This window comes from Pseudoxanthomonas composti (genome assembly GCF_004122095.1).
Taxonomy (GTDB): domain Bacteria; phylum Pseudomonadota; class Gammaproteobacteria; order Xanthomonadales; family Xanthomonadaceae; genus Pseudoxanthomonas_A; species Pseudoxanthomonas_A composti.
On sequence record NZ_SAWZ01000002.1, the window covers coordinates 663,024 to 687,866 of the forward strand.

At 69.2% G+C, this 24,843-nt stretch carries 20 protein-coding genes and 1 tRNA gene; 11 read left to right on the forward strand and 10 right to left on the reverse strand.

The window, feature by feature from the left end; all coding sequences use genetic code 11:
* The first annotated feature begins 315 nt into the window (after positions 1 to 315).
* A complete protein-coding gene (gene rne / locus EPA99_RS06145) occupies positions 316 to 3,552 on the forward strand; it encodes a ribonuclease E (RefSeq protein ID WP_129470301.1) in 3,237 nt (1,078 codons plus the stop codon).
* Between the two features lie 112 nt (positions 3,553 to 3,664).
* Here the strand turns inward: rne and EPA99_RS06150 are convergent, their stop codons facing one another.
* The 4 genes from EPA99_RS06150 to serS all read right to left on the reverse strand — a co-directional run bounded on the left by EPA99_RS06150 (position 3,665) and on the right by serS (position 7,372).
* Positions 3,665 to 4,309 carry a response regulator gene (locus EPA99_RS06150; protein ID WP_129470302.1) on the reverse strand — a complete coding sequence of 215 codons (645 nt, stop codon included), beginning with the start codon at positions 4,307 to 4,309 and terminating at the stop codon, positions 3,665 to 3,667.
* A gap of 97 nt (positions 4,310 to 4,406) precedes the next feature.
* A tRNA-Ser gene (locus EPA99_RS06155) sits at positions 4,407 to 4,496 on the reverse strand.
* A 178-nt stretch (positions 4,497 to 4,674) separates the two neighbouring features.
* Positions 4,675 to 5,646, reverse strand: a complete 972-nt coding sequence (locus tag EPA99_RS06160) for a LysR family transcriptional regulator (protein WP_129470303.1) — start codon at positions 5,644 to 5,646, stop codon at positions 4,675 to 4,677.
* Positions 5,647 to 6,091: 445 nt separating this feature from the next.
* Positions 6,092 to 7,372, reverse strand: coding sequence for a serine--tRNA ligase (serS, locus tag EPA99_RS06165; protein ID WP_129470304.1), 1,281 nt, complete (start codon positions 7,370 to 7,372; stop codon positions 6,092 to 6,094).
* A 132-nt stretch (positions 7,373 to 7,504) separates the two neighbouring features.
* On the opposite strand from serS, the gene EPA99_RS06170 reads away from it, so the two are divergent.
* Both EPA99_RS06170 and EPA99_RS06175 read left to right on the forward strand, forming a co-directional pair.
* A complete protein-coding gene (locus tag EPA99_RS06170) occupies positions 7,505 to 8,170 on the forward strand; it encodes an energy transducer TonB (protein ID WP_129470305.1) in 666 nt (221 codons plus the stop codon).
* A 147-nt stretch (positions 8,171 to 8,317) separates the two neighbouring features.
* The gene (locus tag EPA99_RS06175; RefSeq protein ID WP_164978574.1) at positions 8,318 to 8,884 is read left to right on the forward strand and encodes an energy transducer TonB; all 567 of its coding nucleotides are present in this window, start codon (positions 8,318 to 8,320) and stop codon (positions 8,882 to 8,884) included.
* A gap of 314 nt (positions 8,885 to 9,198) precedes the next feature.
* Here EPA99_RS06175 and aroA read toward each other — a convergent pair whose 3' ends face one another.
* From aroA to serC, 3 genes are all read right to left on the reverse strand, one after another.
* A complete protein-coding gene (gene aroA, locus EPA99_RS06180; RefSeq protein WP_129470307.1) occupies positions 9,199 to 10,512 on the reverse strand; it encodes a 3-phosphoshikimate 1-carboxyvinyltransferase in 1,314 nt (437 codons plus the stop codon).
* Positions 10,509 to 11,717: a prephenate dehydratase gene (gene pheA / locus EPA99_RS06185; protein WP_129470308.1), complete on the reverse strand. Its 1,209-nt coding sequence runs from the start codon at positions 11,715 to 11,717 to the stop codon at positions 10,509 to 10,511. Before pheA ends, aroA begins: the two co-directional genes overlap by 4 nt.
* Positions 11,718 to 11,782: 65 nt before the next feature.
* Positions 11,783 to 12,868 (reverse strand): phosphoserine transaminase, encoded by a 1,086-nt coding sequence (serC, locus tag EPA99_RS06190; protein ID WP_129470309.1) that lies wholly within the window; start codon positions 12,866 to 12,868, stop codon positions 11,783 to 11,785.
* 185 nt (positions 12,869 to 13,053) lie between these two features.
* On the opposite strand from serC, the gene msrP reads away from it, so the two are divergent.
* Positions 13,054 to 14,022, forward strand: coding sequence for a protein-methionine-sulfoxide reductase catalytic subunit MsrP (msrP, locus tag EPA99_RS06195; protein WP_129470310.1), 969 nt, complete (start codon positions 13,054 to 13,056; stop codon positions 14,020 to 14,022).
* Positions 14,023 to 14,026: 4 nt separating this feature from the next.
* Positions 14,027 to 14,785, forward strand: coding sequence for a protein-methionine-sulfoxide reductase heme-binding subunit MsrQ (msrQ, locus tag EPA99_RS06200; protein ID WP_129470311.1), 759 nt, complete (start codon positions 14,027 to 14,029; stop codon positions 14,783 to 14,785).
* Here the strand turns inward: msrQ and EPA99_RS06205 are convergent.
* Positions 14,667 to 15,461 (reverse strand): FHA domain-containing protein, encoded by a 795-nt coding sequence (locus EPA99_RS06205; protein WP_129470410.1) that lies wholly within the window; start codon positions 15,459 to 15,461, stop codon positions 14,667 to 14,669. The genes msrQ and EPA99_RS06205 overlap by 119 nt on opposite strands.
* An 88-nt stretch (positions 15,462 to 15,549) precedes the next feature.
* Between EPA99_RS06205 and EPA99_RS06210 the strand changes: the two genes are divergently transcribed.
* Together EPA99_RS06210 and EPA99_RS06215 are read left to right on the forward strand one after the other, a co-directional pair.
* On the forward strand, positions 15,550 to 15,825 hold the full coding sequence (locus EPA99_RS06210; protein WP_129470312.1) for a polyhydroxyalkanoic acid system family protein: 276 nt from the start codon (positions 15,550 to 15,552) through the stop codon (positions 15,823 to 15,825).
* A 218-nt stretch (positions 15,826 to 16,043) separates the two neighbouring features.
* Positions 16,044 to 17,039, forward strand: a complete 996-nt coding sequence (locus EPA99_RS06215) for a restriction endonuclease (RefSeq protein ID WP_129470313.1) — start codon at positions 16,044 to 16,046, stop codon at positions 17,037 to 17,039.
* 19 nt (positions 17,040 to 17,058) lie between these two features.
* Here the strand turns inward: EPA99_RS06215 and hutC are convergent, their stop codons facing one another.
* On the reverse strand, positions 17,059 to 17,787 hold the full coding sequence (gene hutC, locus EPA99_RS06220; RefSeq protein ID WP_129470314.1) for a histidine utilization transcriptional repressor HutC: 729 nt from the start codon (positions 17,785 to 17,787) through the stop codon (positions 17,059 to 17,061).
* Positions 17,784 to 19,178 (reverse strand): formimidoylglutamate deiminase, encoded by a 1,395-nt coding sequence (locus EPA99_RS06225; RefSeq protein ID WP_129470411.1) that lies wholly within the window; start codon positions 19,176 to 19,178, stop codon positions 17,784 to 17,786. Before EPA99_RS06225 ends, hutC begins: the two co-directional genes overlap by 4 nt.
* A gap of 83 nt (positions 19,179 to 19,261) precedes the next feature.
* Here EPA99_RS06225 and hutI point away from each other — a divergent pair, with 83 nt between their 5' ends.
* The 4 genes from hutI (at position 19,262) to hutU (ending at position 24,829) form a co-directional block, all read left to right on the forward strand.
* Positions 19,262 to 20,467 carry an imidazolonepropionase gene (gene hutI / locus EPA99_RS06230; protein ID WP_129470412.1) on the forward strand — a complete coding sequence of 402 codons (1,206 nt, stop codon included), beginning with the start codon at positions 19,262 to 19,264 and terminating at the stop codon, positions 20,465 to 20,467.
* A gap of 12 nt (positions 20,468 to 20,479) precedes the next feature.
* Complete coding sequence (gene hutH, locus EPA99_RS06235; protein WP_129470315.1) at positions 20,480 to 22,015, forward strand: histidine ammonia-lyase; 1,536 nt, start codon at positions 20,480 to 20,482, stop codon at positions 22,013 to 22,015.
* Between the two features lie 231 nt (positions 22,016 to 22,246).
* Positions 22,247 to 23,110, forward strand: coding sequence for an N-formylglutamate deformylase (hutG, locus tag EPA99_RS06240; RefSeq protein ID WP_129470316.1), 864 nt, complete (start codon positions 22,247 to 22,249; stop codon positions 23,108 to 23,110).
* Positions 23,111 to 23,161: 51 nt separating this feature from the next.
* Positions 23,162 to 24,829: a urocanate hydratase gene (gene hutU / locus EPA99_RS06245; protein WP_129470317.1), complete on the forward strand. Its 1,668-nt coding sequence runs from the start codon at positions 23,162 to 23,164 to the stop codon at positions 24,827 to 24,829.
* The last annotated feature ends 14 nt before the right edge of the window (positions 24,830 to 24,843 follow it).

A 24,843-nucleotide genomic window follows, 5' to 3' on the forward strand; every position in this document is an offset into this window, starting at 1 on the left:
AGCTTCCCGCGATTTCCGGCGTAGCGCGCGGCCACCGCCCCAGGGGCGGCCATGTTAGCGGCTCACCGGCAGGCCCGGATACCGCCCGGGTCTTTCGGGGCTCCGGAGCTGAACATGTCCCGTGTGCCGCGCTGGTCCGACCAACGCAGCACCGGTCCCGCAACACAACAATAAAGCGCTCCCGCGGCCTGCCGTGGTGTCGAAGCGCTGGAAGCTCCAACCCGCCCCACCCGCGCTGCGCGCGAGGGGCGGCCGAACGTTCCAGAAGCAAAACGCCATGGCGTTCCGCGCGGTAGTAGCGCCAGGAACGCAACAATGAAGCGAATGCTCATCAATGCCACGCAGGCGGAAGAACTGCGCGTGGCGATCGTCGACGGCCAGACCCTGTACGACATCGACATCGAACAGCCGTCCAAGGAACAGAAGAAGTCCAATATCTACAAGGGCCGCATCACCCGGCTCGAGCCCTCCCTGGAAGCGGCCTTCGTCGATTACGGCGCCGAACGCCACGGCTTCCTGCCGCTGAAGGAAATCTCCCGCGACTATTTCCAGGCGGGCGTGGACCACCACAAGGCCGGCCTGCGTGAACTGCTGCGCGAAGGCCAGGAAGTGGTCGTCCAGATCGACAAGGACGAACGCGGCAACAAGGGCGCTGCCCTGACCACGTTCATCTCGCTGGCCGGTCGCTACATGGTGCTGATGCCCAACTCGCCCACCGCCGGCGGCGTCTCGCGCCGCATCGAGGGCGACGACCGCGCCGCCCTCAAGGAAGCGATGGACAAGCTGGCCATCCCCGAGGACATGGGCGTCATCATCCGCACCGCCGGCGTGGGCCGCGATGCCGAAGAGCTGCAGTGGGACCTGGATTACCTGCTGAGCGTGTGGAAGGCGATCGCCGAGGCCGCCCTGTCCAAGCCGGCGCCGTTCCTGATCTACCAGGAGTCGCGCCTGATCGTGCGCGCCCTGCGCGACTACCTGCGCAGCGATGTCGGCGAGATCCTGGTGGATACCGAGGAGCTCTACGCCACCGCCCAGGAATTCATGCAGCAGGTGATGCCGCACAACCTGCGCAAGCTCAAGCACTACACCGACGACATCCCGCTGTTCAACCGCTTCCAGATCGAGTCGCAGATCGAAGGCGCCTATGAGCGCAACGTGCGCCTGCCCTCGGGCGGTTCCATCGTGGTCGACCAGACCGAGGCGCTGACCGCCATCGACGTCAACTCCGCCCGCGCCACCAAGGGCGGGGACATCGAGGAGACTGCGTTCCACACCAACCTGGAAGCGGCCGAGGAAGTGGCTCGCCAGCTGCGGCTGCGCGACCTGGGCGGCCTGGTGGTGATCGACTTCATCGACATGTCCTCCAACAAGCACCAGCGCGAGGTGGAGAACAAGCTGCAGAACGCGCTGAAGTACGACCGCGCCCGCGTCCAGCTGGGCCGCATCTCGCGCTTCGGCCTGATGGAAATGAGCCGCCAGCGCCTGCGCCCCAGCCTGGGCGAGTCCAGCCAGATCGTGTGCCCGCGCTGCGACGGCCATGGCCGCATGCGCAGCGTGGAGTCGCTGTCGCTGTCGATCATCCGCGTGGCCGAAGAGCACGCGATGAAGGACAATACCGGACAGGTCCTGGTGCAGGCGCCGCTGGAGATCGCCAACTACCTGCTCAACGAGAAGCGCGGTGCGTTGCGCGAGATCGAGCAGCGCCACAGCTCGCCGATCATCATCGTCGCCGACGACCAGCTGCACACCCCGCATTACGAAGTCACCCGCATCCGCGAGAACGAGCTGGGCGAAGAGTCCAGCAAGCCGAGCTACCAGCGCGGCACCCCGCGCAAGCTGCCGGTGCATGCGCTGACCAAGGCCCAGCTCAACATCCCGGCAACCCCGGCGGTGACCACGGTCAAGCACAGCCAGCCGGCGCCCATCCGCAAGGAAACGCCGGAGCCGGTGGCGGCCGAGCCGACGCCTGCGCCCGTGGCCGTGCCGATGGCCAGCCCGGCCACGGGCGGCGTGATGGGTTGGCTCAAGCGCGTGTTCGCCGGTGCGCCGTCACCGGCGCCGCAACCGGCCGCACCGTCGCAGGACAACCGCGCCCGCCAGGAAGGCCGCGGCCAGGGTGGCCAGCAGCGTCGCGATGGTCGTGACGGCCGCAATGGCCAGAACCGCAACGAGAAGACCCGCCGCGATCGCGACGAAAATCGCGGCAACAAGCAGGAAAAGCAGGACCGGCCGCAGAAGCCGCCGCGCCAGGACGCCCAGCCGCAGCAGCAGAAGAACGCCGCTGGCAACCAGCAGAACCCGCCCAAGCAGCCCAAGCAGCCCAAGCCGCAGAACGCCGAGACCGCGCAGGTCGGCCAGCAGCCGCAGAAGCCGCGCAACGAGCGCCAGCCCAAGCCGCAGCGTGACGAGGCCACGGTTGCGGCCGAGGCTGCCGTGACCGCTGCGCAGGGCGCGGCCATCGTCGAGACCGTGGCACAGGCGCCGGCCCCGGCCACCAGCGAGCCCACGGCCAAGCCCGTGACCGCCGCCCCGGCCCCAGTGGCCGATGCGACCACGCTCGACGCGGTGGCCCCCCAGGCGCAGGACTCGACCGTCGCCAACCCCGAAGCGGAGGATGCGGACGGAACCCCCGGCGCGGATGCTGGCGAGGGCGCAAGCCGCCGTCGTCGCGGTCGCCGCGGCGGCCGTCGTCGTCGTCGTGGCAACGGTGGCGAAGGCGCTGCCGCAGGCGCCGCCGATGGCATCGACGATGGTTCGGACGGCGACGAGGACGGCAGCGACGGCGAGCCCTCCGTGGTGGTCGTCAGCAACAACCAGCCTGAGTTCGACTTCGACGATGCGCCAGCGCCTGCCGCTGCGCCGGTGAAGGCGGAGCGCCCCCCGCGCGCCGCCGCTGCTGCCGCCGCCCCGGCGGCCGTCAGTGCCGAGGTGGCAGACGTCGAAGCGCCCAAGCCGCAGGTGGCTGAAGTTGCCGCGGCCGAGGTGTCGCCGGTCGAGGCACCGACGCCGCAGGCGAGCGCGCCGGCCGTGGTCGAGTCCCGCGACGAGGCCCCGGCTGCGCCGACCGTGCAGGCCACCCGGCCGGAACCGGTGCAAACCGAGCTCGCCTCGCTCGAGGTCGCACAGGAGGCCGAGATCATCGCGCCCACCCCGGTGACCGAACTGCCCCTGGCGACGCCGACCGCGACCGAGCAGACGCCGGAAGCGGAAGCCACCCCGGCTGCACCGTCCCCAGCGCCGACGCCGGTCGCAGCGGTCAAACCCGAGGTTGCGAGCGCGACTGAGACCGCCGAAGACGTTGCCGTGCCGGCTCCTGCAAGCGCGCCGGAACCTGCGGCGCCGGTGACCAAGCCCGCCGCGCCCGCCTCCACCGGTTCGCTGTTCTTCACGGCCGACGCGGAGACACCGCGCTCGGTGACGCGTCACCTGTTCGAGCCGGCGACACCCGCCGTCCAGCCGACCAGTGCCGAGGCGTCCGTCGCGCATGCCGATGCCGATGCCGAAGAAAAGCGCGGCGACGAGCAGCGGGACGAGGACAGGCCCAAGGCCTGACGCCTCCACGCTCGGGCATCCACACCCTGTGGATGCCCGGCCTGGATAGAAAGTAAAAAGGGCCGCACGATTCCTCGCGCGGCCCTTTTCTTTGCAGCGATGCGTCGAGGGGCTACAGCGTGTGCGCCGGGTCCTTCAAACCGTACTGCGCGGCCAGTCGCGCCAGCGCGATGGTGTCCTGCACTTCCAGCTTCTGGAACAGCCGGCTCTTGTGCGTATGCACGGTCTTCGGACTGAGGCTCAGCCGCGTGGCGATCTCGCCCTGGCGCAGGCCCTGCGCGAGCAGCATCATGACTTCCAGTTCGCGCTCGGTCAGCTCGGCGAACGGCGACTGGCCTTCGGCCTGGGCCAGCGCCATGTTCTGCGCCACGTTGGTGCCCAGATAACGCTTGCCACGCGCCACCTGGCGCACCGCGCGCAGCAGTTCACCCGCATCGCCCGCCTTGCCGATGTAGCCCCAGGCACCGGCTTCGATCAGCCGCTTGGGCAAGGGCCCATCTTCCAGCACGGACACGATGATCACCTTGCTCTCGGACTTGCCCTTGACCAGGCGCTCGGTGATATCCAGGCCACTCAAGCCTGGCAGATGCAGATCGCACAACACGATATCCGGCTTGAGCGCGCGGATCTGGCGCAAGGCCTGCTCGCCCTCCTCGGCCTCGCCGATCACTTCGATATCGACTTCATTGCCCAGGATCATCTTGATCCCGGTCCTGACCAAGGCGTGGTCATCAACCAGAAAGACCCGAATCGTCATCCCTGTTCCCCCGGTGGTGGCCCCTTCCCCGAGACGAGCATAGAGGGGAATTCACCGCGGCTGCAATGCGGGGCGTGATGCTCGAGACTTGGGAGTGTGGCGGAGAGAGTGGGATTCGAACCCACGGTAGGCTTGCACCTACGGCAGTTTTCAAGACTGCTGCCTTAAACCGCTCGGCCATCTCTCCGTAATTTGCATTGTCCACCTGCGGAACCTTGGCGCCGCGCTCGATGATCGAACGACCGGCTGCCACGCCGTTCGACCGCTTGGGCCTGATCGAGGTTGCCGCCTCGATACGTCAGGCCGGCACCCGAAGGAAACCGGCCGCATATTCTCGCACGATGCGGTGCGAGGCGGCAGCCGGGTCAGGAGGCCTTGCGCAAGCCCAGTTCGACCAGCTTGTCGTTGCACTTGCCGCCGCAGTCCAGGCGCGAGGCTTCGATCTGCTGCGGCAGGTGCTCGGCAAGGAAGTCGATGAAGACGCGCACCGCCGGAAGCAGGCCGCGGCGCGAGGCGAACACGGCGTGGCAGATGCCCTGGGGCAGCGACCATTCCGGCAGCACCACCTCCAGCTCGCCGCTGCGCACGGCGTCGGCGCAGACGGTCTCGGGCAGCATGGTGATGCCGTATCCGTCCTTGGCCATGGCCTTGAGCAAGGGGAAATCGAAGCCGGCCAGGCGCGGCTGCAGTTCGATCTTGCGGACCTCGCCGTTGGGGCCGTGCAGCTCCCAGCGCTGGCGCGCTTCGTCCTCGCTCATGCTCATGGTCACGTGGTTGACCAGGTCCTCGGGCGCGCGCGGGCGGCCGGCACGCGACAGATACTTGGGGCTGGCGACCAGCAGCTCCTGGATCTGGCCGAAGCTGCGCATCACCAGGCTGCCGTCGTCGTCGAGCTTGGCGCGCACGCGCAGGGCGATGTCGTATCCCTCGTTGATGATGTCCACGCGGCGGTTGTTGACGTGCAGCTGCAGGCGCACCTTGGGGTACTTGTCCAAGAAGGCCGGCAGGATCTTCGGTAGCTGCATCTGCGCCACGGCCACCGGCACGCTGACGCGCACCACCCCGCGCGGTTCGGCGGAGAGGCGGTCGACCACCTCACGCGCGGCCTGGGCCTCGGCCAGCATGGTCTGGGCGTGGCGATGCACGCTGGTGCCGACGTCGGTCACCGCGAACCGCCGTGTGGAGCGCTGCAGCAGGCGCACGCCCAGGTCGGTTTCCAGCTGGCTGATGCGGCGGCTCAGGCGGGACTTGGGGATGCCCAGCGCGCGCTCGGCGGCGGCGAATCCGCCGTGGTCGACGACCATGGCGAAGTAGTACAGATCATTGAGGTCGTGCATGACGCGTGAGTTCCATCAGCAGAACAATGCGTGATATTGGACCACTTCGGTCCTGATTACGCAATGCTGACATCAGGGCTCGTGCTGGGCCGCGGTGTTGAGGCCATTTGCGGCTGGCGCGCCATGCTGACGGGGGTGCGTGCCTTCCCAACCCACGGGCCTCACCGCGCGCCGCCGTCGACGCGGCAAGCTCACCGGCACACGCCAACCTGACGCGCGCCAGGGGCGACCCACCCTCGCGCCGCTGACCAGACCTGTGCCTGCGATGGCCGTCGCGACACGCGCACCTTCTGCAAGCGCGCATGGCCGCTGGGCATTTGTGGGAGGCGAAGAAGCTTCCACAACAAGCTCACCGCAGCCCATGGCCCAGAGCCGAGCGGCATGCACCATCAGCCAACCGTGCCCGCCAGGACAGGCCCGGCCGCGCCACGATCCGCATGCCGGCTCAGGCGAGCTTGGTCAACCCACCCATGTAAGGCTGCAGCGCCTCGGGCACATCGATGGAGCCATCGGCGTTCTGGTAGTTCTCCATCACCGCGATCAGGCAGCGGCCCACGGCCACGCCCGAGCCGTTGAGCGTGTGCACCAGTTCCGGCTTGCCGGTGGCCGGGTTGCGCCAGCGCGCCTGCATGCGGCGGGCCTGGAAGTCTCCGCAGTTGGAGATCGAGGAGATCTCCCGGTACATGCCCTGCGATGGCAGCCAGACTTCCAGGTCGAAGGTCTTGGTCGCCGAGAAACCCATGTCGCCCGAGCACAGCAGCATGCGGCGGTATGGCAGGCCGAGCTTTTCCAGCACCACCTCGGCGCAGCGCGTCATGCGCTCGTGCTCGTCATCGCTCTCGCCGGGCCGCGCGATCGCCACCAGCTCGACCTTCTCGAACTGGTGCTGGCGGATCATGCCGCGGGTGTCGCGGCCGCCGCTGCCGGCCTCGGAGCGGAAGCACAGCGAATGGGCCGTCATGCGCAAGGGCAGGCGCGCCTCGTCGATGATCTCGTCGCGGACGATGTTGGTCAGGGAGATTTCGGAGGTGGAAATCAGGTAGCGCTTCTGCTCGCCCAACGCGGTGGCGAACATGTCCTCCTCGAACTTGGGCAGCTGCCCGGTGCCGTACAGGCTGTCGGCGTTGACGATGACCGGGACATTGGTCTCCTCGAAGCCGTGCTCACTGCTGTGCAGGTCCAGCATGAACTGCGCCAGCGCGCGGTGCAGCCGCGCCAGCGGTCCGCGCAGCACGGTGAAGCGTGCACCAGACAGCTTGGCCGCCGTATCGCCATCGAGCCAGCCATTGCGGGCGCCGAGTTCGACATGGTCCTTGATGCTGAAGTCGAAGCTGCGCGGCGTGCCCCAGCGCGACTGCTCGACGTTGTCGGACTCGTCGCTGCCGGTCGGCACGCTGTCGTGCGGCAGGTTGGGAATCCCTAAGGCGATGGCCTCGATCTGTGCGCGCAGCTGGTCCAGTTCCAGTTCCGAGGCCTTGAGCTCGTCGCCGAAGCCGGCGACCTCGGCCATCAACGCGGCCACGTCCTCTCCCTTGGCCTTGGCCTGGCCGATGGCCTTGGAGCGGGTGTTGCGCAGGTTCTGCAACTCCTGGGTGCGCACCTGCAGCTGCTTGCGGCGTGCCTCCAGGGCCTCCAGCGAGGAGACGTCCAACGCGAAGCCACGGGAGGCCTGCAGGCGCTGGGCGAGGTCGGCGGGCTGGTTGCGGAGCAGGACGGGATCGAGCATGAGGGCACAGGCGCACAGCGGGAAAGACCGCCATTATCGCCGCTTGCGCGCCGGGATGCTGCCTTCAGTTCATGGCCGATGCGCGGTGCTGTGCGAAGATCCGGCGTCTTTCCCTCGCACCTGGCGCCGCCGATGCCCTCTTCCCCGTCTTCCAACGACCGCGAACTGACACTGCGCCTGCCCCGCTCGGCCCTGAAGATCGCCGGCATCGCCTTCGGCGCGGGGTTGCTGTTGTTCGTGATCGTCTGGTGGGCCGGGCGCGATGACGCCTTCTATACCGTGCCGCCCGGCGAGAAGGCAGCCGCACCTGCCGCACAGGCCGATGCCCTGCCCGCGCCGATGTCGGCAGAAGGCGGCGCCAGCGGCATGGAATCCCCGCGCGAGGTCGCCGACAGCGGCGATGCCGAAACGCCACGCCTGGTCGAAACCGCGCCGCCTGCCCCTCCGGCCCCGCCCAGCATCGACGAAACCGCAGGTCAGACGACGGCCGCCGGCGGGTCCGCTGCGCCAGCCGCTGGTGGCGGGACGCCGATTCCGATCCAGGGCCAGAACCCCGCGCCGCGCTATCCCAATGCCGCCATGCGCAAGCGCGAGACCGGCACGGTCGTGGTGCGGGTGCAGGTCGATGCCCAGGGCGATCCGGTCGGCGTGGCCCTGATCGGCCGCAGCGGATCGCGCGAGCTGGATCGGTCGGCGATGGAAGCGGTGCGCCGCTGGAAGTTCCAGCCGGCCCAGCGCAATGGCGCACCGGCGCCCGGGTCGGTGGATATCCCCTTCGAGTTCAACCTGGACCGCTGAGCGCGCGGCGGCAGCCAGGCACCCTTCCGTTAACCTGAACGGCCGCAGGCGTCAGCCGCAGCCGAGGCGACGCGGCTCACACGTCCACGACACCTGAATCCGAACACTGCCCGGCACCCCTTTGGGTACATGAGTGAGGAGGAACGCATGTCTCAGCCCCATCCAAGAACCGAGCCGGACACGCAGCATGACGTGCCCCCGACCCGCCGCCCGGGCAGTCCGCTGCTGTGGATCCTGCTGTTGCTGGCGGTGATCGCCCTGGGGATCTGGTACTTCAGCAGTCAGCGCGATACCGAGGGCGACGGTGACGCCATTGCGCCGGTGACCGAGGTCGAGCAGACCGCCGCCCCGAACGAGGGCGAGAAGGCCCCGGCCGCCGCTCGCAAGCCCAGCCGCCCGGCCGAAAGCGATCGTAGCCGCCCGGACCCGGTGGCGGACTCGGCGCCCGTGCCGCTGGGTTCGAATGCCGAACCGACCTATCCGCCGAGCGCCCTGCGCGCGGGCGCGAGCGGAACGGTGATGCTCAATGTCAGCGTGGGTGCCGATGGCGTGCCGACCGAGATTGCGGTCATCGAGCGCAGCGGCAATCGCGACCTGGACCGTGCCGCGCTGCAGGCCGCGCGCAAGTGGCGCTTCGCGCCGGCCATCCGCAATGGCAAGGCCGTCGCGCAGGACGTGCGGGTGCCGGTGGAGTTCAAGACCGCCGAGCGCTGAGGCTTTCGATTGGCCGCCATGGTTGGACCATGGCACGATCGAAGGTTGCATCCGTGGGGTGGACAATGCGAAGCTTGTCCACTGAGCCGCTTGACCACCGCGCCGAGGTCACGAAAAAGCCGCCCACGGGCGGTTTTTTTCGTCAGGGGGCTCGCGTGGCGACACACCTACGTGGTTTGGTTCGTCGCGGTGGTGGATGAAAAAGCGTCATCCACCCTACGTGGGGTGGACAACGCGGAGCTTGTCCACCAGAGCGTCCGGAACCGCGAGCTGACGAAAACGCCGCCCACGGGCGGTTTTTTCGTTGGCGGGGCTCAGTCTGCCGGCTGCAGCGACATGCCCAGGCTGCGGGCCAGGCCGTCGAAGTCTGGGAAGGAGGTGGCGACGTTGGCGATGTCGCCGATGCGCACCGGCGCGGAGGCGCGTTGGGCGGCCACGGCGAAGGCCATGGCGATGCGGTGGTCGCCGTGGCTGTCCACCTCGCCGCCGCCGAGCACGCCGGGATGAATGGTGGCGCCATCGGGGGTCTCGTCCACCTGCAGCCCCAGCGCGCGCAGGCCGTTGGCCATGCTGGCAAGACGATCAGACTCCTTGACCCGCAGCTCGGCCGCCCCACGCACCACCGTCGGGCCGTGCGCGCAGGCCGCGGCCACGAACAGGATCGGGAACTCGTCGATCATGTCCGGCACGATCTCCTCAGGCACTTCGATCCCGCGCAAGGGGGCGTGGCGCACCACCAGGTCGGCCACCGGCTCGCCGCCGTGCTCGCCGCGGTTTTCCTCGGTGATGTTGGCGCCCATCAGGCGCAGCGCGGTCAGCAGGCCGGTGCGGCGCGGGTTGAGGCCTACCTGGCGCAGGCGCAGCTGCGAGCCGGGCACGATCGAGCCCGCCACCAGGAAGAAGGCCGCGGAGGAAAAGTCGGCCGGCACCGCGATATCGGTGGCGCTCAGGCGCTGGCCACCGCGCAGGCGCGCATAGCCGGGCGAGAATTCGATCTGCACGCCGAAGGCCGAGAGCATGCGCTCGGTGTAGTCGCGGGTGGGATGCGGCTCGCGCACCACCGTCTCGCCCTGCGCGTACAGGCCGGCCAGCAGGAGCGCGGACTTGACCTGGGCGCTGGCGACCTCGGTGGTGATATCGATCCCGGTGATCGCCTGGCCACCGTGGATGCGCAGCGGCGGAGTGCCGTTGTCCTCGGTGTCGATCCTGGCGCCCATCCGTGCCAAGGGCACGGTCACCCGGCGCATCGGGCGCTTGGACAGCGACGCATCGCCCACCAGGGTGCTGCCAAACGGCTGCGCCGCCAGCAGACCCGAGAGCAGGCGCATGCCGGTGCCGGCATTGCCGCAATCCAGCGGCGCGCTCGGCGCCTTCAGGCCATCCACGCCGACGCCATGGACGATGCGGCGCGAGGCCGATGGGGTTTCGATGGTCACCCCCAGCTGCTGGAAGATCGCCGCGGTCGCACGCGTGTCCTCGCCTTCCAGGAACCCATCGATGCGCGAGGTGCCATCGGCCAGCGCGGCGAACATCACCGCGCGGTGCGAGACCGACTTGTCGCCGGGCACTGCCACCGTGCCGCTGAGCGCCGTGCCGGCGGCGGCCAACCAATCCTGGCGCGCGCTCACGGCACGGCCACCGGGTAGGAACCCAGGATCTTGATCTGGGCCGAGTGCTCCTTCAGCTCGGCCAGGGCCTGCTTCATGGCCTCGTCCTCGACGTGGCCCGCCAGGTCGATGAAGAAGCCGTACTCCCACTTGGCGTGGTGCGAGGGACGCGATTCGATGCGGTTCATGCTGATGCCATGGCGTGCGAAGGGGCTGAGCACGTCGAACAACGCGCCCGGCTTGTCGTGGATGAAGACCAGCACCGAGGTGCGGTCGTGCCCGGAGGGCGGGAAGATGCTGCGGCCGATCACCAAAAAGCGCGTGGTGTTGTCCTTGTCGTCCTGGATCGGGCTCATGACGACCTTCTTCAGGCCGTAGACGTGAGCCGCGCTCTCGCCGCCGATGCTGGCCGCGTCGTCCGCGCCGCGCGCGCGCCGCGCGCCCTCGGCGTTGCTGGAGACCGGCACCTTCTCCACCTTGGGCAGGTTGGCGCGCAGCCAGCCGGCGGTCTGCATGAAGGACTGCGGGTGCGCGTAGACGCGCTCGATGTCCTCGATGCGGCCGCTGCGCGACATCAGGAACTGCTGCACCCGCAGCTCCACTTCGCCGCAGATCTTCAGGTTGGAGGTCAGGAACATGTCCAGGGTGATCTGGATCGTGCCCTGACCGGAGTTCTCCACCGGCACCACGCCGAAGTCGGCGTTGCCCGCCTCCACTTCCTGGAAGACTTCCTCGATCGAGGCCAGCGGCAAGCCCACCGACGAACGGCCGAAGTGCTTGAGCACGGCCTGCTGGCTGAAGGTGCCTTCCGGGCCCAGGTAGCCGATTTTCAACGGCTCCTGCAGAGCCAGGCTGGAGGACATGATCTCGCGGAAGATGTGCACCAGCAGCTCGTCGGACAGCGGACCTTCGTTGCGATCCACCACCATGCGCAGCACCTGCGCCTCACGCTCGGGCCGGTAATAGTCCACCGCCGCGGCCAGCTTGCCCTTGGCCTTGCCGACCTGCAGCGAAAAGCTGGCGCGTTCGGCGATCAGGGCCTGGATCTCGCGATCGATGCTGTCGATGCGGCGGCGCACCTCGGCCAGGTCGAACTGGGCCGGCGCAGGCGCCTTGGTCTTGTCGCCACCGGCCTTGGCCGGCACTGGCCTGGTCTTGGCCGCCTTGCCGGGCTTGGCGGCCGGCGTCGCCTTGGGCGCGGCGGTTTTATCGGGCTTTTTGGGCATTTCTCACTTCCAGGAAACAGAGAGCGCGCAATGGCACCGTCACCGGGTCCGCGCACGCTGGAACATCAGCCATGGCGCTGCTGGAAATCGCGCATGAAATCGACCAGCGCCTGTGCGGCATCCACCGGCAAGGCGTTGTACAACGAGGCCCGCAGCCCACCGACGGCCTTGTGGCCCTTGAGCGCCAGCAGGCCACCGGCCTTGGATTCGGCCAGGAAACGCGTGGTCAGCGTCTCGTCGGGGAGGAAGAACGGGATGTTCATCCGCGAACGCGCCGCAGGTTGCACGGTATTGCGATAGAAGCCGCCGGAGGCATCGATGGCCTCGTAGACCAGGGCCGACTTGGCGGCGCTGCGGCGCGCGAATTCGGCCACGCCCCCTTCGGCCAGCATCCACTTGAACATCAGGCCGGCCAGGTACCAGTTCCAGGTCGGCGGGGTGTTGAGCATGGAATCGCGCGCCACGTGCGAGCGGTAGTCGAAGATGTCCGCGCGCGGCTGGCCGGCGCGCTCCAGCAGGTCGCGGCGGATGATGACCACCGCCACGCCCACCGGCCCGAGGTTCTTCTGCGCGCCGGCGTAGATCACTCCATAACGAGAGACATCGACCACTTCCGAGGCGATGGAGGAACTGAAGTCGGCGATCAGCGGCACCTGGCCCACGTCCGGGGTGTCGTGGAACTCCACGCCGTGGATGGTCTCGTTGTCGGTGATGTGCACATAGGCCGCATCCGGGCTGAGCGTCCAGGACGCGCGCGGCGGGATGGAGGTGAAGCCATCGGCCTCGCTGCTGGCGGCCACGTGCACGTCGACGTAGTGCGAGACCTGCTTGATCGCGGTCTTGCCCCAGTGCCCGGTCACCACGTAATCCACGCGCTGGCCGGGCGAGGCGAAGTTCAGCGCCAGCAGGGCCTGCTGCGTGGTCGCACCACCGCCCAGGAACAGGATGGCGTAGTCATCGGAAATGCCCAGCAGGGTGCGCAGGTCCTGGTCGGCCTGCTCGGCCACGGCCATGAAATCGGCGCTGCGATGGCTGATCTCGACGATGGAGGCGCCGATGCCGTTCCACTCCAGCATCTCGGCCTGCGCCTGGCGCAGCACGGACTCGGGAAGCGCGGCCGGGCCGGCACTGAAGTTGTAGTGACGCGTCATTGCGGGGGACCTGCGGGCAAGTTGCCTAGTATGCCGCAGCCTGAATGGCCCGTGCGGCGATGGCTGCATCCGGATCACACCGTGGCGCGTATGGTTACCGATGCGACGAAATCCGCTGCGGCCGGGGAATTTTTCGCCCGCCCACGCGTCCAACGACCACCATCACCTGTCACTGGAGCACCCCGATGTCCCTGCGCGATGCCTTGAGGATTCCCGAGTGGCAGGTCACCGACGAAGCCGTCCATGCCGCGCGCCGCGGTTTCCTGCAGACCCTGGGCGCCGCACCGGTGCTGGCCCTGGCCGGCTGCGCCGATGCCGAGCCGCCGGCCGCACCGGCAGCGACGGTGACGCCGGAGCAGGCGCGCTCGGGGTTCAGGACCAGCGAGGCGCTGACCCGGATCGAAGACGTCACCAGCTACAACAACTTTTACGAGTTCGGCACCGCCAAGAACGATCCCTCGCAGGCGCCGAAGACCCTGAAGACTTCGCCGTGGACGATCAACGTGACCGGCGAATGCGACAAGCCGGGACAGATCGGCCTGGAAGACTTGCTCAAGACCAGCACCAGCGAAGAGCGCATCTACCGACTGCGTTGCGTGGAGGGCTGGTCGATGGTGATCCCGTGGATGGGCATTCCGCTGGCCTCGGTCCTGGCCCGCTTCGCGCCCAACTCCAAGGCCAAGTACGTGGCCTTCACCACCCTGGCCGATCCCAAGCAGATGCCCGGAATCCGCTACCGCTCGATCAACTGGCCCTATCGCGAAGGCCTGCGCATGGATGAAGCGATGAACCCGCTGAGCTTCCTGGCCACCGGCCTGTACGGCAAGCCGCTGCCGCAGCAGAACGGCGCGCCGGTGCGGCTGGTGGTGCCGTGGAAGTACGGCTTCAAGAGCATCAAGTCCATCGTGGAGATCAAGTTCGTCGAGCGCATGCCCGAGACCGCCTGGCACGATCTTCAGCCCTCCGAGTACGGCTTCTTCTCCAACGTCAATCCGAACGTGGACCATCCGCGCTGGAGCCAGAAGAACGAGCGCCGCATCGCCGGCACGGCGAGCAAGCTGTTCGCCGAGCGCATCCCCACGCGCATGTTCAACGGTTACGCCGACCAGGTCGCCTCGATGTACGCGGGCATGGACCTGAAGAAGTGGTACTGAGCCGGTGAGCCAGGCCGCCCGCACCAAAGCGACTCTCACGCCGCGACGCAAGACCTCCGGCGGGGTCGTCCTGGCCAAGACCCTGGTGCATGCGCTGGCCCTGGTGCCGGCGGCGTGGCTGGGCTGGCGCTTCTGGCAGGTTTTCAACGGCGGCAATGTCGATGCATTGGGGGCCGACCCGGTGGCCTACATCGAACACGACACCGGCCTATGGGCGCTGCGACTGCTGATGGCGACGCTGGCGATCACGCCGCTACGGCAGCTGAGCGGGCTGAACGTGCTGGTGCGGTTCCGAAGGATGCTGGGGCTGTACGCGTTCTTCTACGCCACCGTGCACCTGGGCGCCTACCTGTGGCTGGACCTGCGTGGCTACTGGGCGCAGATCTTCGAAGAGATCGTCAAACGCCCCTACATCACCGTCGGTTTTGCCGCCTGGGTGCTGCTGCTGGCGTTGGCCATCACCTCCACTACCGGCTGGATCCGCCGCCTGGGCCGCAATTGGGCGCGGCTGCACAAGGCGGTCTACGCCATCGGGGTGCTGGCGGTGCTGCACTTCTGGTGGCTGGTCAAGTCCGACATCCGCGAACCGGCGCTGTATGCCGGCATCCTGGCGATGCTGCTGGGCTGGCGGGTGGTGAAGGCGATCAGCCGGCGCCGAACAGCAGCAGCGCAGCCAGCGCCCCGGCGATCAGCAGTGCGGCCAGCAGCAGCCACGGCCAGCGACCCACCGACACCGGCGCGGCCGCCGGCAGATCGGCGCTGAAGCCCGATTCGACTTCCGGCGGCAGGTCGTTCTCCACGGCCTTGCCCCAGGGCACTTCGACCACGAAGCGCGCCTGCGGCTCGAACACCACCTGGTCGCCCGCCTCCAGCAACGCCTCGCGGATGCGCACGCCGTTGACCAGCGAGCCATCGGCCGAGCCGGCGTCGCGCAGCAGCACCCGATCGCCCTGGCGTTCCAGGATGGCGTGCGCCGCGGCGCTGCCCGGCAGCTCGAGGCGGATATCCGAGGCCGGGTCGCCGCCGACCGTGACCGGCCGTTCCAGCCCGATGCTGCGACCGTGGTAACGACCGCCGACACCGCGCAGGACGATCCGCGGGTCGGCCACGTCCATGGAACGACGCCCCGGGCCGACCGGTGCTGCAGTCACATCGGCGCGCACGCGCAGCTCCACGCCGTCGGCGAACAGCGCATCGCCGGCGCGCAGCTGCGCCACGCGATGCACCGCGCGGCCGTTGACGTGCAGCCCGCGCATGCCGCTGGCCACCTGCAGCCAAAGGCCGCGGCGGTCCACGCACAGTTGCGCCAGCAATGCGCCCTGCACATGGTCGCCGACACCGACATGGCCGCTGGCCTCGCGCACCACGCGATGCACGCCGGTGCCGAGGGGATAGTCCGGTTGCTGCCGCTGGGGAAAGTGAAGAATCAGGTTTCGCACGCGGCGCGAGCCTAGCATGCCGTGTCATTGCATGGCGCGCTCACGAGGGCATGCGCGACAATACGCGCCGCATCAGGAGCCACGACCCATGTCCAGCATCGATATCCGCCACGACCACGCCCAGTCCACCGAACAGGCCCGCGCCTCGGTCGATGCGATCGCGCGCAAGCTCGAGGAGCGCTTCGGCGTCAAGTCCGCCTGGCAGGGCGATCGCCTGAGTTTCAACGGCGCCGGCGTCGACGGCGGGATCGCCCTGCTGCCGCAGCAGCTGCACGTGACGGCCGAGCTGAACTTCCTGCTGTCGGCGATGAAGGGCCCGATCGAGGCCGAGATCCGCCGCGTGCTCGGCGAGCGCTTCAGCTGAAGCCCTCAAGTGCTGCGATGATCGGCCGCTAACGACGGAGCATTCCTCTGGCGGACCCGGCTCGTGTTGCAAAGCACCATTTGTTGGCGTAAAACATTCCCTAGCCCGCCGGTCCTCCGTATGCTCCCCTCCCCTTACGGTTTTGGACTGGCGGGCTTTTTCGTGCCCGCGACGGACAGCCGGCTAGACTCCACCCGCCCCGGCTTTCTCGGCAGTCCATGACTTACTGGCTCTTCGGTGCCGCCATCGCCTTGTTGGTCGGCTGCGCCTTCTCCTTCTATCTGTGGTTCGTGCGCCGACGCGACGATGAGACCGCCGCGGGCCTGCTGACGCTGGCCGGGCTGCGCTGGCGTGAATTCCAGCGCCTGGTGCTGGAGGCGATGAAGGCGCGCGAGCTCAAGCGCGTGACCCCGGCCACCGATGAGGAGCTGCGCGACGAGCACAGCAGCAACCTGCTGCTGCGCGGCCCGGTCGAGACCTGGCTGCTGGCGTCCAAGCACGGCATCGCCTATCGGATCGGTTCGGCGGCCATCGAGGAGATCGCCTCGGAGATGCGCTTGCGCGGCGCACAGCGCGGCCTGCTGGTGACCGAAGGCACGGTGGATGCCGGCGGCCAGGAGCGCGCGCGCCGCTACAACGTGGAGATCCTCGACGGCCGGCGGCTGTGGCCGGAGCTCAAGCCGGTGCTGGACCCGGTGATCCGCCAGCGCATCGTCGACGATGCCACCGCCACGGCCAAGCGCCATATCGCCATCACCTGGCTGGGCGCGGCCACGCTGGGCCTGGCCAGCGGACTGGTGCTGTCCAGCGTGGTCGGACCGCAGGCCGGGCACGAGGACCTCGCCGCGCCGGTCGCGTACACGCCCGCCGTGGCACCTGCCCCGGCACCGGCTGCCGCACCGGAAGCGGCCCAGCCCGCGCCTGCTGCGGCTGCAGCGCCCATGACCCCGGCGCAGATCGAGGAAGCCCGCACCGTGGTCGCGCGGCAGATGCGGGCCCTGAAGACCATCAGCCGCGGCGTCTGGATCTCGCGTTCGACCCTGGAGGTGGACCGCATCGGTGGCGACGAGGAGGCCACCATGGCCGAGGTCTGCGCCGTGCTGGCGCGCTATCCGGACCTGAGCCTGAGCCGTATCCAGCTCAACCCGCCGCCCGGCAGCGACCAGTCCGTGCACTGGCGCCAGTGCGGCGCCACGGTGATCGTCCCGCGCTGAGCGCAGGCGCGGCTGGGTTTCAGCGACCGCCTGGCGAGAACCGCGCGATCAGGTCGTAGGCCTCGCCGAGGAAGACCTGGCGCACGTAGGTGATGGCGGCCTCGCCGCGCCAGGTCTGGCGGTCGATCACCAGGCAGGCCGTGCCCGTGGCCACCTGCAGCCGCTGTGCCTGGGTCGCATCGGCGTTGATGGCGCTGATGCGGTGCTGGGCGCGGGTCCAGGGCACGTGCTGCAGCAGCCAGCTGCCCGGCACGGTGCAGGAAAAATCCATCCCCAGCGCTTCGGGCACCGCCACCGGATTGATCACCCGCTCCTCCAGCGCGAAGGGCCGGCCATCGGCCAGGTGCAGGCTGCGCAGGGACAGCACGGTGTGGCCGCCGGCCACCTCGACCTCCTGCGGCAGCGCGCGCGCCGGCTTGCGGCATTTGCGTTCCAGCAGCTCGAAGCCGTAGCGGTGCCCGCGCGAGGCCACCTCGACCGGGATGTCCGGAATCTCCAGGGCCACCTGTTCCATGTGTGGGTGCGGCCGTGCCACGAACGAGCCGGCACGGCGGCGGCGCTGGATCAGGCCAGTTTCGGCCAGGGCCGAGAGCACCTTGTTGACGGTCATGCGCGAGCAGCCGTACTGCGCCATCAGCGCGTGCTCGTTGGGCACGCGATAGCCCGGCGGCCATTCGCCACTGAGGATGCGCGCCTCGATATCGCCGCGGATGCGCTGGTTGAGGGTGAGCGGCGCGGGCGTGCTCATGCGTCCAGCACGCCTGCCAGGGCCTGGGCGTAGCGCTGGGCCACCTGCTCGCGGTGCACGTGGCGGCCATCGCGCACCAGCTGGCGGCCGTTGCGCCAGACGTTGCGCACCGCACCGCCGCGCGCGGCGAAGATCAGGCTGTCCAGCAATGCATCGCCCTGGCGCGCGCGCAGCGCCGGATGCGTGGCGTCAAGTTCCACCAGGTCGGCTGGCGCACCGGTGCGCAGACCGGCCTGAACCCCCAGCGCCTGGGCCGCGCCCTGCAGGGCGTTGTCGAACAGCCAGCGGCCGCTGGAAACGCCCTCGCCCTGTGCGAGCACGTTGCGTCCCCGTACATGCAGGCGCTGGCCGTATTCCAGCAGGCGCAGCTCTTCGGCCGCATCGATCAGCACGTTGGAATCCGAACCCACGCCGAAGCGGCCGCCGGCCTGGGCGAAATCGCGCATCGGGAACAGGCCATCGCCGAGATTGGCCTCGGTGATCGGGCACAGGCCGACCACCGCGCCGCGCGCGACGATGCCCTGCACTTCCTCCGGCTGCACATGGGTGGCATGCACCAGGCACCAGCGCGCATCCACCGGCGCGTGCTCCAGCAGCCACTGCACCGGACGCTGGCCGGACCAGGCCAGGCAGGCCTCGACCTCGCGGGTCTGTTCGGCGATATGGATGTGCACCGGGCCATCGCACAGCGGCAGCAGCGCCGACAGTTCATCCGGCGTAACCGCGCGCAGGCTGTGCGGGGCCAGGCCCAGCACCGCATCGCCGAGCGGTGCGATCGCGCGTGCGCTGTGCTCCAGCAGGCGGGCAAAGCCGTCGACATCATGGATCAGCCGTACCTGCGCCGGATTGGGCGCTGCGCCGCCGAAGTCGGCATGTGCGTAGAACACCGGCAGCAGGGTCAGGCCGATGCCGCTGGACTGGGCGGCCGCGGCGATGCGTGCGGCCATCTCGCCCGGATCGGCGTAGGCGCTGCCATCGGGGGCGTGGTGCAGGTAATGGAACTCGCCGACACGGGTGAAGCCGGCTTCCAGCATCTCGATGTAGGCCTGCTCAGCAATGGCCTGGAAACTGTCCGGCGCCAGGCGGTGCAGGAAGCGGTACATCAGCTCGCGCCAGCTCCAGAAACTGTCGCCGCTGCGGCCCCCGACCTCGGTCAGCCCGGCCATGCCGCGCTGGAAGGCGTGGCTGTGCAGGTTGCCAAGGCCCGGCACGCCGATGCCCAGGCGCACATCGCCCGGCTGCGCCAGTGCTCCGGTCTGCAGGTCGGCGATGCGCCCATCTGCCAATGCCAGGCGGACGCCGCGCGCCCACCCTTGGGCCAACAGCGCCTGATCGATCCAGACGTATTGCGTCGGCGTGTGACCGGCGGAAGGTGGCGATTGCAGCGGCATGGCGCGGCTCCGGCGACTGGACATGCGTTGAACGACGGTTTTATTGTATAGACAAATAGACTTTCGCCAACGATCCCATGCCCATGCGCTGCGACACGCTCTGGCACAACGCCCATCTGGCCACGCTGGACGCGCAGGACGGCGGACTGGGCGAGCTTGGCGACGGCGTCATCGCCGCACGCGACGGTCGCATCGTGCACGTCGGCCCGGCCCGCGACGCGCCGGTGTTCGAGGCCACGCACCAGATCGATTGCCAGGGCCGCTGGATCACGCCCGGGCTGATCGATTGCCACACCCACCTGGTCTACGCCGGCAACCGGGCCGGCGAGTTCGAACAGCGCCTGGACGGGGTCAGCTATGCCGACATCGCCAAGGCCGGCGGTGGCATCGTCTCCACCGTGCGCGCCACGCGGCAGGCCGATGAGGCGGCGCTCACCGCCGCCAGCCTGCCGCGGCTGGATGCGATGCTGGCCGAGGGCGTCACCACCGTGGAGATCAAGTCCGGCTATGGCCTGAGCCTTGCGGACGAGTGCAAGCAGCTGCGCGTGGCGCGGCGGCTGGGCGAGCTGCGCCGGGTCGAGGTGGCGACAACCTTCCTGGGTGCCCATGCGGTGCCGCCGGGGATGACGGCGCAGGACTACGTCGATGAGGTCTGCACCAAGATGATCCCGGCCGTCGCCGCACAGGGCCTGGCCGAGGCGGTGGACGTGTTCTGCGAGCACATCGGCTTCACCCACGCGCAGGCCGAGCAGGTGCTGGCGGCGGCCGCCGCACACGGCCTGAAGCTGAAGATCCACGCCGAGCAACTGTCCAACCAGCACGGCGCCGCGCTGGCCGCGCGCCTGGGGGCGCTGTCGGCCGACCACATCGAGTACCTGGACCAGGCCGGCGTGGAGGCGATGGCCGCTGCCGGCACGGTGGCCGTGCTGCTGCCAGGGGCGTTCTATTTCACCCGCGAGACCGTGCTGCCGCCGATCGCCGCCCTGCGCGCGGCCGGCGTGCCGCTGGCCCTGGCCACCGACAGCAATCCGGGGACCTCGCCGCTGACCAGCCCGCTGCTGGCCATGAACATGGCCGCCACCCTGTTCCGCATGACGGTGAGCGAATGCATCGCCGGCTTCACCCGCCATGCCGCGCGTGCGCTCGGCCGGCAGGACCGGCTGGGCCGCCTGCGCGCGGGCTTCGATTGCGACCTGGCGATCTGGGACATCGACTCCCCGGCCGACCTGGTCTACCGCATGGGCATGAACCCGTTGCACGCCCGGGTGTGGCGTGGACATCCCGATTGACTGGAGAACCCGATGAACCCGTCCGTCCTGCTGCGTCCCGGCGCCGTCAGCCTCGCGCAATGGCGCGCCATCCATCGCGGCGCCAGTCTCGCGCTGGATCCGGCCTCCGCCGACGCGGTCGCGCGTAGCGCGCGCACCGTGGACGCCATCGTCGCCAAGGGCGCGCCGGTGTACGGCATCAACACCGGCTTCGGCAAGCTGGCCAGCGTGCGCATCGAGCGCGAGGACCTGGCCGCCCTGCAACGCAATATCGTGCTCTCCCACGCCGCCGGCGTGGGCGAGCCGATGCCGCTGCCGGTGGTGCGGCTGATGCTGGCGCTGAAGCTGGCCAGCCTGGCCCAGGGCGCTTCGGGTATCCAGCCGGCGACGCTGGCGCTGCTGGAAGCGATGCTGCAGCAGGACGTGCTGCCGGTGGTGCCCTGCCAGGGCTCGGTCGGCGCCTCGGGTGACCTGGCGCCGCTGTCGCACATGGCCGCGGCGATGATCGGCACCGGCGAGGCCTTCCATCGCGGTACCCGCATGGCCGCGGCCGACGCGCTGGCGCAGGCTGGTCTGCAGCCGCTGGTGCTGGGTGCCAAGGAAGGCCTGGCCTTGCTCAATGGCACCCAGTATTCGACCGCCTATGCGCTGGCGGGGCTGTTCGAGATCGAGACCGTGTTCCAGGCGGCGCTGGTGGCAGGTGCGCTGTCCACCGAGGCGGCCAAGGGCTCGGACACGCCGTTCGATCCGCGCATCCATGCCTTGCGCGGCCAGCCGGGACAGATCGAGGTGGCGCAGGCGCTGCGCGAGCTGATGGACGGCTCGGCCATCCGCGAGTCGCATCGTGAGGGCGACGTGCGCGTGCAGGACCCGTATTGCCTGCGCTGCCAGCCGCAGGTGATGGGCGCGGCGCTGGACGTGATGCGCCAGGCCGCGCGCACGCTGGAGATCGAGGCCAACGGCGTGTCCGACAATCCGCTGGTGTTCACCGACACCGGCGAGGCCCTGAGCGGGGGCAATTTCCACGCCGAGCCGGTGGCCTTCGCCGCGGACATGCTGGCCCTGGCGGTGTGCGAGATCGGCTCCATCAGCGAGCGCCGCACCGCCATGCTGGTCGATCCGGCCCTGTCCGGCCTGCCGGCGTTCCTGACGCCCAAGCCGGGGCTCAACTCGGGTTTCATGATTCCGCAGGTCACCGCCGCGGCGCTGGTCTCGGAGAACAAGCAGCGCGCGTACCCGGCCAGCGTGGATTCGATTCCGACCTCGGCCAACCAGGAAGATCACGTGTCCATGGCCGCGCATGGCGCGCGCCGGCTGATGGCGATGGCCGAGAACGCGGCCAACGTGGTGGGCATCGAGCTGCTGGCCGCGGTGCAGGGCTGCGATTTCCATGCACCGCTGGCCTCCAGCCAGGCGCTGGAAGCGGCGCGCGGCGCGCTGCGGGCGCAGGTTCCGACGCTGCAGGACGACCGCTACTTCCACCCGGACATGCTGGCGGCCACCGCGCTGGTGCGCGAAGGCTTGCTGGCCGAAGCGGTGGCGCTGCGATTGCCTGGGGTGAGCGCTTGAGTTGATCGACCTGTGAGAGCGGCGCTGTGGAAGCGGCTTGTGTCGGAGTCGTGGGGTGGGAGCGGCTTCAGCCGCGAAAGGGCTTTCCCGGGGAGGCCTCTTCGCGGCTGAAGCCGCTCCCACAAAACCCCTTCCACAAAACGACTTCCACAGAAGCCCCCTCCCACGACCTCCTGCCATCTATGACGCTGCCATAGCGGCTGCTGCACAACCTGCTCGAAGCGAGGCCTTATGACATCCCTGCCCGATTGGCTCAGTGTGCAGCGCGGTCGCGCGCCGTTGATCATCAGCTTTCCGCATACCGGCACCGTGCTGCCGGATGGGCTGGCCGAGCGCTTCGTCTCGCCCTGGCTGGCCCGGCGCGATGCCGACTGGTGGGTGGACCAGCTGTACGACTTCGCCACCGCGCTGGGTGCGAGCACCGTGCGCACGGCGATTTCGCGCTCGGTGATCGACGTCAATCGCGACCCGTCCGGGGTCTCGCTGTATCCCGGGCAGAACACCACCGGGCTGTGTCCGCTGACCACCTTCGATGCCCAGCCGCTGTACCGGCGCGGCGCCGAACCGGATGCGGAAGAGATCCAGGCGCGGCGCACGCGCTGGTTCGCGCCCTACCACGCGGCGCTGGAGACGGAGATCGCGCGCCTGCGCGCCCAGCACCCGGCCATCGTGGTGTACGACGCGCACTCGATCCGCTCGCGCATCCCGCACCTGTTCGAGGGCGAGCTGCCGCAGTTCAACATCGGCAGTGCCGGTGCCACCGGCGCGGTCGATACCAGCTGCGCGCCCGTGCTGACCGATGCGGTCGAGCGCGTCTGCGCCGGCAGCGGCTACAGCCACGTGCGCAACGGCCGCTTCAAAGGTGGCTGGAGCACGCGCCACCACGGCGCGCCGGCCGATGGCGTGCATGCGATCCAGATGGAGCTGGCCTGCCGCGGCTACATGCACGAGCCGGACACGGTCAACCAAAGCAACTGGCCGTCACCCTGGCAACCCGACTACGCCGCGCCGCTGCGCGCGTTGTTGCAGCAGGTGCTGCAGGCCTGCCTGGACTTCGCCAACAGCTCCGCCGCACCCGCCCGCGCCGGCCACTGACGCTCGCGCACCGCGCTCGGCCCTTTCGAGTCTCCACCTGAGGATTCCCGCATGACCCGCCTCGACGCCACCCGCCACATCCAGGCCCCCACCGGCAGCACGCTCACCGCCAAGAGCTGGCTGACCGAGGCGCCGCTGCGCATGCTGATGAACAACCTGCACCCCGACGTGGCCGAGCGCCCGCAGGAACTGGTGGTCTACGGCGGCATCGGCCGTGCCGCGCGCGACTGGAAGAGCTTCGATGCCATCGTCGAAACCCTCCAGCGCCTGGACGATGACCAGACCCTGCTGGTGCAGTCGGGCAAGCCGGTCGGCGTGTTCCGCACCCATGCCGACGCGCCGCGCGTGCTGATCGCCAACTCAAACCTGGTGCCGCGCTGGGCCAACTGGGACCATTTCAACGAGCTGGATAAGAAGGGCCTGGCCATGTACGGCCAGATGACCGCCGGCAGCTGGATCTACATCGGCGCCCAGGGCATCGTTCAGGGCACCTACGAGACCTTCGTGGAAATGGGGCGCCAGCACTACGACGGCGACTTGTCCGGCAAGTGGCTGTTCACCGGCGGCCTGGGCGGCATGGGCGGCGCGCAGCCACTGGCTGCGGTGATGGCCGGCGCCTCGTGCCTGGCGGTGGAGTGCCGCAAGAGCAGCATCGACATGCGCCTGCGCACCGGTTACCTGGACACCTGGACCGATGACCTGGACGAGGCGCTGCGGATGATCGAGGCGTCCTGCATGGCGAAGACGCCGCGCTCGGTCGGCCTGCTGGGCAACGTCGCCGACGTGCTGGCCGAACTGCTGGCGCGCGGCGTCAAGCCGGACCTGCTGACCGACCAGACCTCCGCCCACGACCCGGTCAACGGCTACCTGCCGCAGGGCTGGAGCGTTGAGCAGTGGGACGAAAAACGCGTCTTGGCGCCAAAGGACGTCGAACGCGCCGCGCGCGCCTCGATGGCCAACCACATCCGCGCCATGCTCGGCTTCCACGCCCTGGGCGTGCCGACGGTGGACTACGGCAACAACCTGCGGCAGATGGCGCTGGAGGAAGGCGTGGGCAACGCCTTCGATTTCCCCGGCTTCGTGCCGGCCTACATCCGCCCGCTGTTCTGCCGCGGGGTTGGCCCCTTTCGCTGGGCGGCGCTGAGCGGCGACCCGGAGGACATCGCCAGGACCGATGCCAAGGTCAAGGAGCTGATCCCGGACAACCCGCACCTGCACCGCTGGCTGGACATGGCCGCCGAAAAGATCAAATTCCAGGGGCTGCCCGCGCGCATCTGCTGGGTCGGCCTGGGCGATCGCGACCGGCTGGGGCTGGCCTTCAATGAGATGGTCGCCAGCGGCGAGCTGAAGGCGCCGGTGGTGATCGGCCGCGACCACCTGGACAGCGGCAGCGTGGCCTCGCCGAACCGGGAGACCGAGGCCATGGCCGATGGCTCCGATGCGGTCTCCGATTGGCCGCTGCTCAACGCCCTGCTCAACACCGCCAGCGGCGCCACCTGGGTCTCGCTGCACCATGGCGGCGGCGTAGGCATGGGCTTTTCCCAGCACGCCGGCATGGTCATCGTCTGCGACGGCAGCGAGGCCGCCGCCAAGCGTATCGCCCGGGTGCTGTGGAACGACCCGGCCACCGGCGTGATGCGCCATGCCGATGCCGGCTACGACATCGCCCTGGACTGCGCCCGCGACAAGCAGCTGGACCTGCCCGGCATCCTGCGCTGAGCTTAGGAATGCGC

Bases quoted from the DNA above. Each gene is read 5' to 3' on its own strand.
- hutC (WP_129470314.1), bottom strand. From the start codon at position 17,787: ATGAGCACGCCCGCGCCGCTCACCCTCAACCAGCGCATCCGCGGCGAT.
- hutH (WP_129470315.1), top strand. From the start codon at position 20,480: ATGAACCCGTCCGTCCTGCTGCGTCCCGGCGCCGTCAGCCTCGCGCAA.
- EPA99_RS06160 (WP_129470303.1), bottom strand. From the start codon at position 5,646: ATGCACGACCTCAATGATCTGTACTACTTCGCCATGGTCGTCGACCAC.
- EPA99_RS06225 (WP_129470411.1), bottom strand. From the start codon at position 19,178: ATGCCGCTGCAATCGCCACCTTCCGCCGGTCACACGCCGACGCAATAC.
- EPA99_RS06170 (WP_129470305.1), top strand. From the start codon at position 7,505: ATGCCCTCTTCCCCGTCTTCCAACGACCGCGAACTGACACTGCGCCTG.
- serS (WP_129470304.1), bottom strand. From the start codon at position 7,372: ATGCTCGATCCCGTCCTGCTCCGCAACCAGCCCGCCGACCTCGCCCAG.
- rne (WP_129470301.1), top strand. From the start codon at position 316: ATGAAGCGAATGCTCATCAATGCCACGCAGGCGGAAGAACTGCGCGTG.
- EPA99_RS06150 (WP_129470302.1), bottom strand. From the start codon at position 4,309: ATGACGATTCGGGTCTTTCTGGTTGATGACCACGCCTTGGTCAGGACC.
- hutI (WP_129470412.1), top strand. From the start codon at position 19,262: ATGCGCTGCGACACGCTCTGGCACAACGCCCATCTGGCCACGCTGGAC.
- hutU (WP_129470317.1), top strand. From the start codon at position 23,162: ATGACCCGCCTCGACGCCACCCGCCACATCCAGGCCCCCACCGGCAGC.
- EPA99_RS06210 (WP_129470312.1), top strand. From the start codon at position 15,550: ATGTCCAGCATCGATATCCGCCACGACCACGCCCAGTCCACCGAACAG.
- hutG (WP_129470316.1), top strand. From the start codon at position 22,247: ATGACATCCCTGCCCGATTGGCTCAGTGTGCAGCGCGGTCGCGCGCCG.
- EPA99_RS06175 (WP_164978574.1), top strand. From the start codon at position 8,318: ATGTCTCAGCCCCATCCAAGAACCGAGCCGGACACGCAGCATGACGTG.
- EPA99_RS06215 (WP_129470313.1), top strand. From the start codon at position 16,044: ATGACTTACTGGCTCTTCGGTGCCGCCATCGCCTTGTTGGTCGGCTGC.
- msrP (WP_129470310.1), top strand. From the start codon at position 13,054: ATGTCCCTGCGCGATGCCTTGAGGATTCCCGAGTGGCAGGTCACCGAC.
- serC (WP_129470309.1), bottom strand. From the start codon at position 12,868: ATGACGCGTCACTACAACTTCAGTGCCGGCCCGGCCGCGCTTCCCGAG.
- pheA (WP_129470308.1), bottom strand. From the start codon at position 11,717: ATGCCCAAAAAGCCCGATAAAACCGCCGCGCCCAAGGCGACGCCGGCC.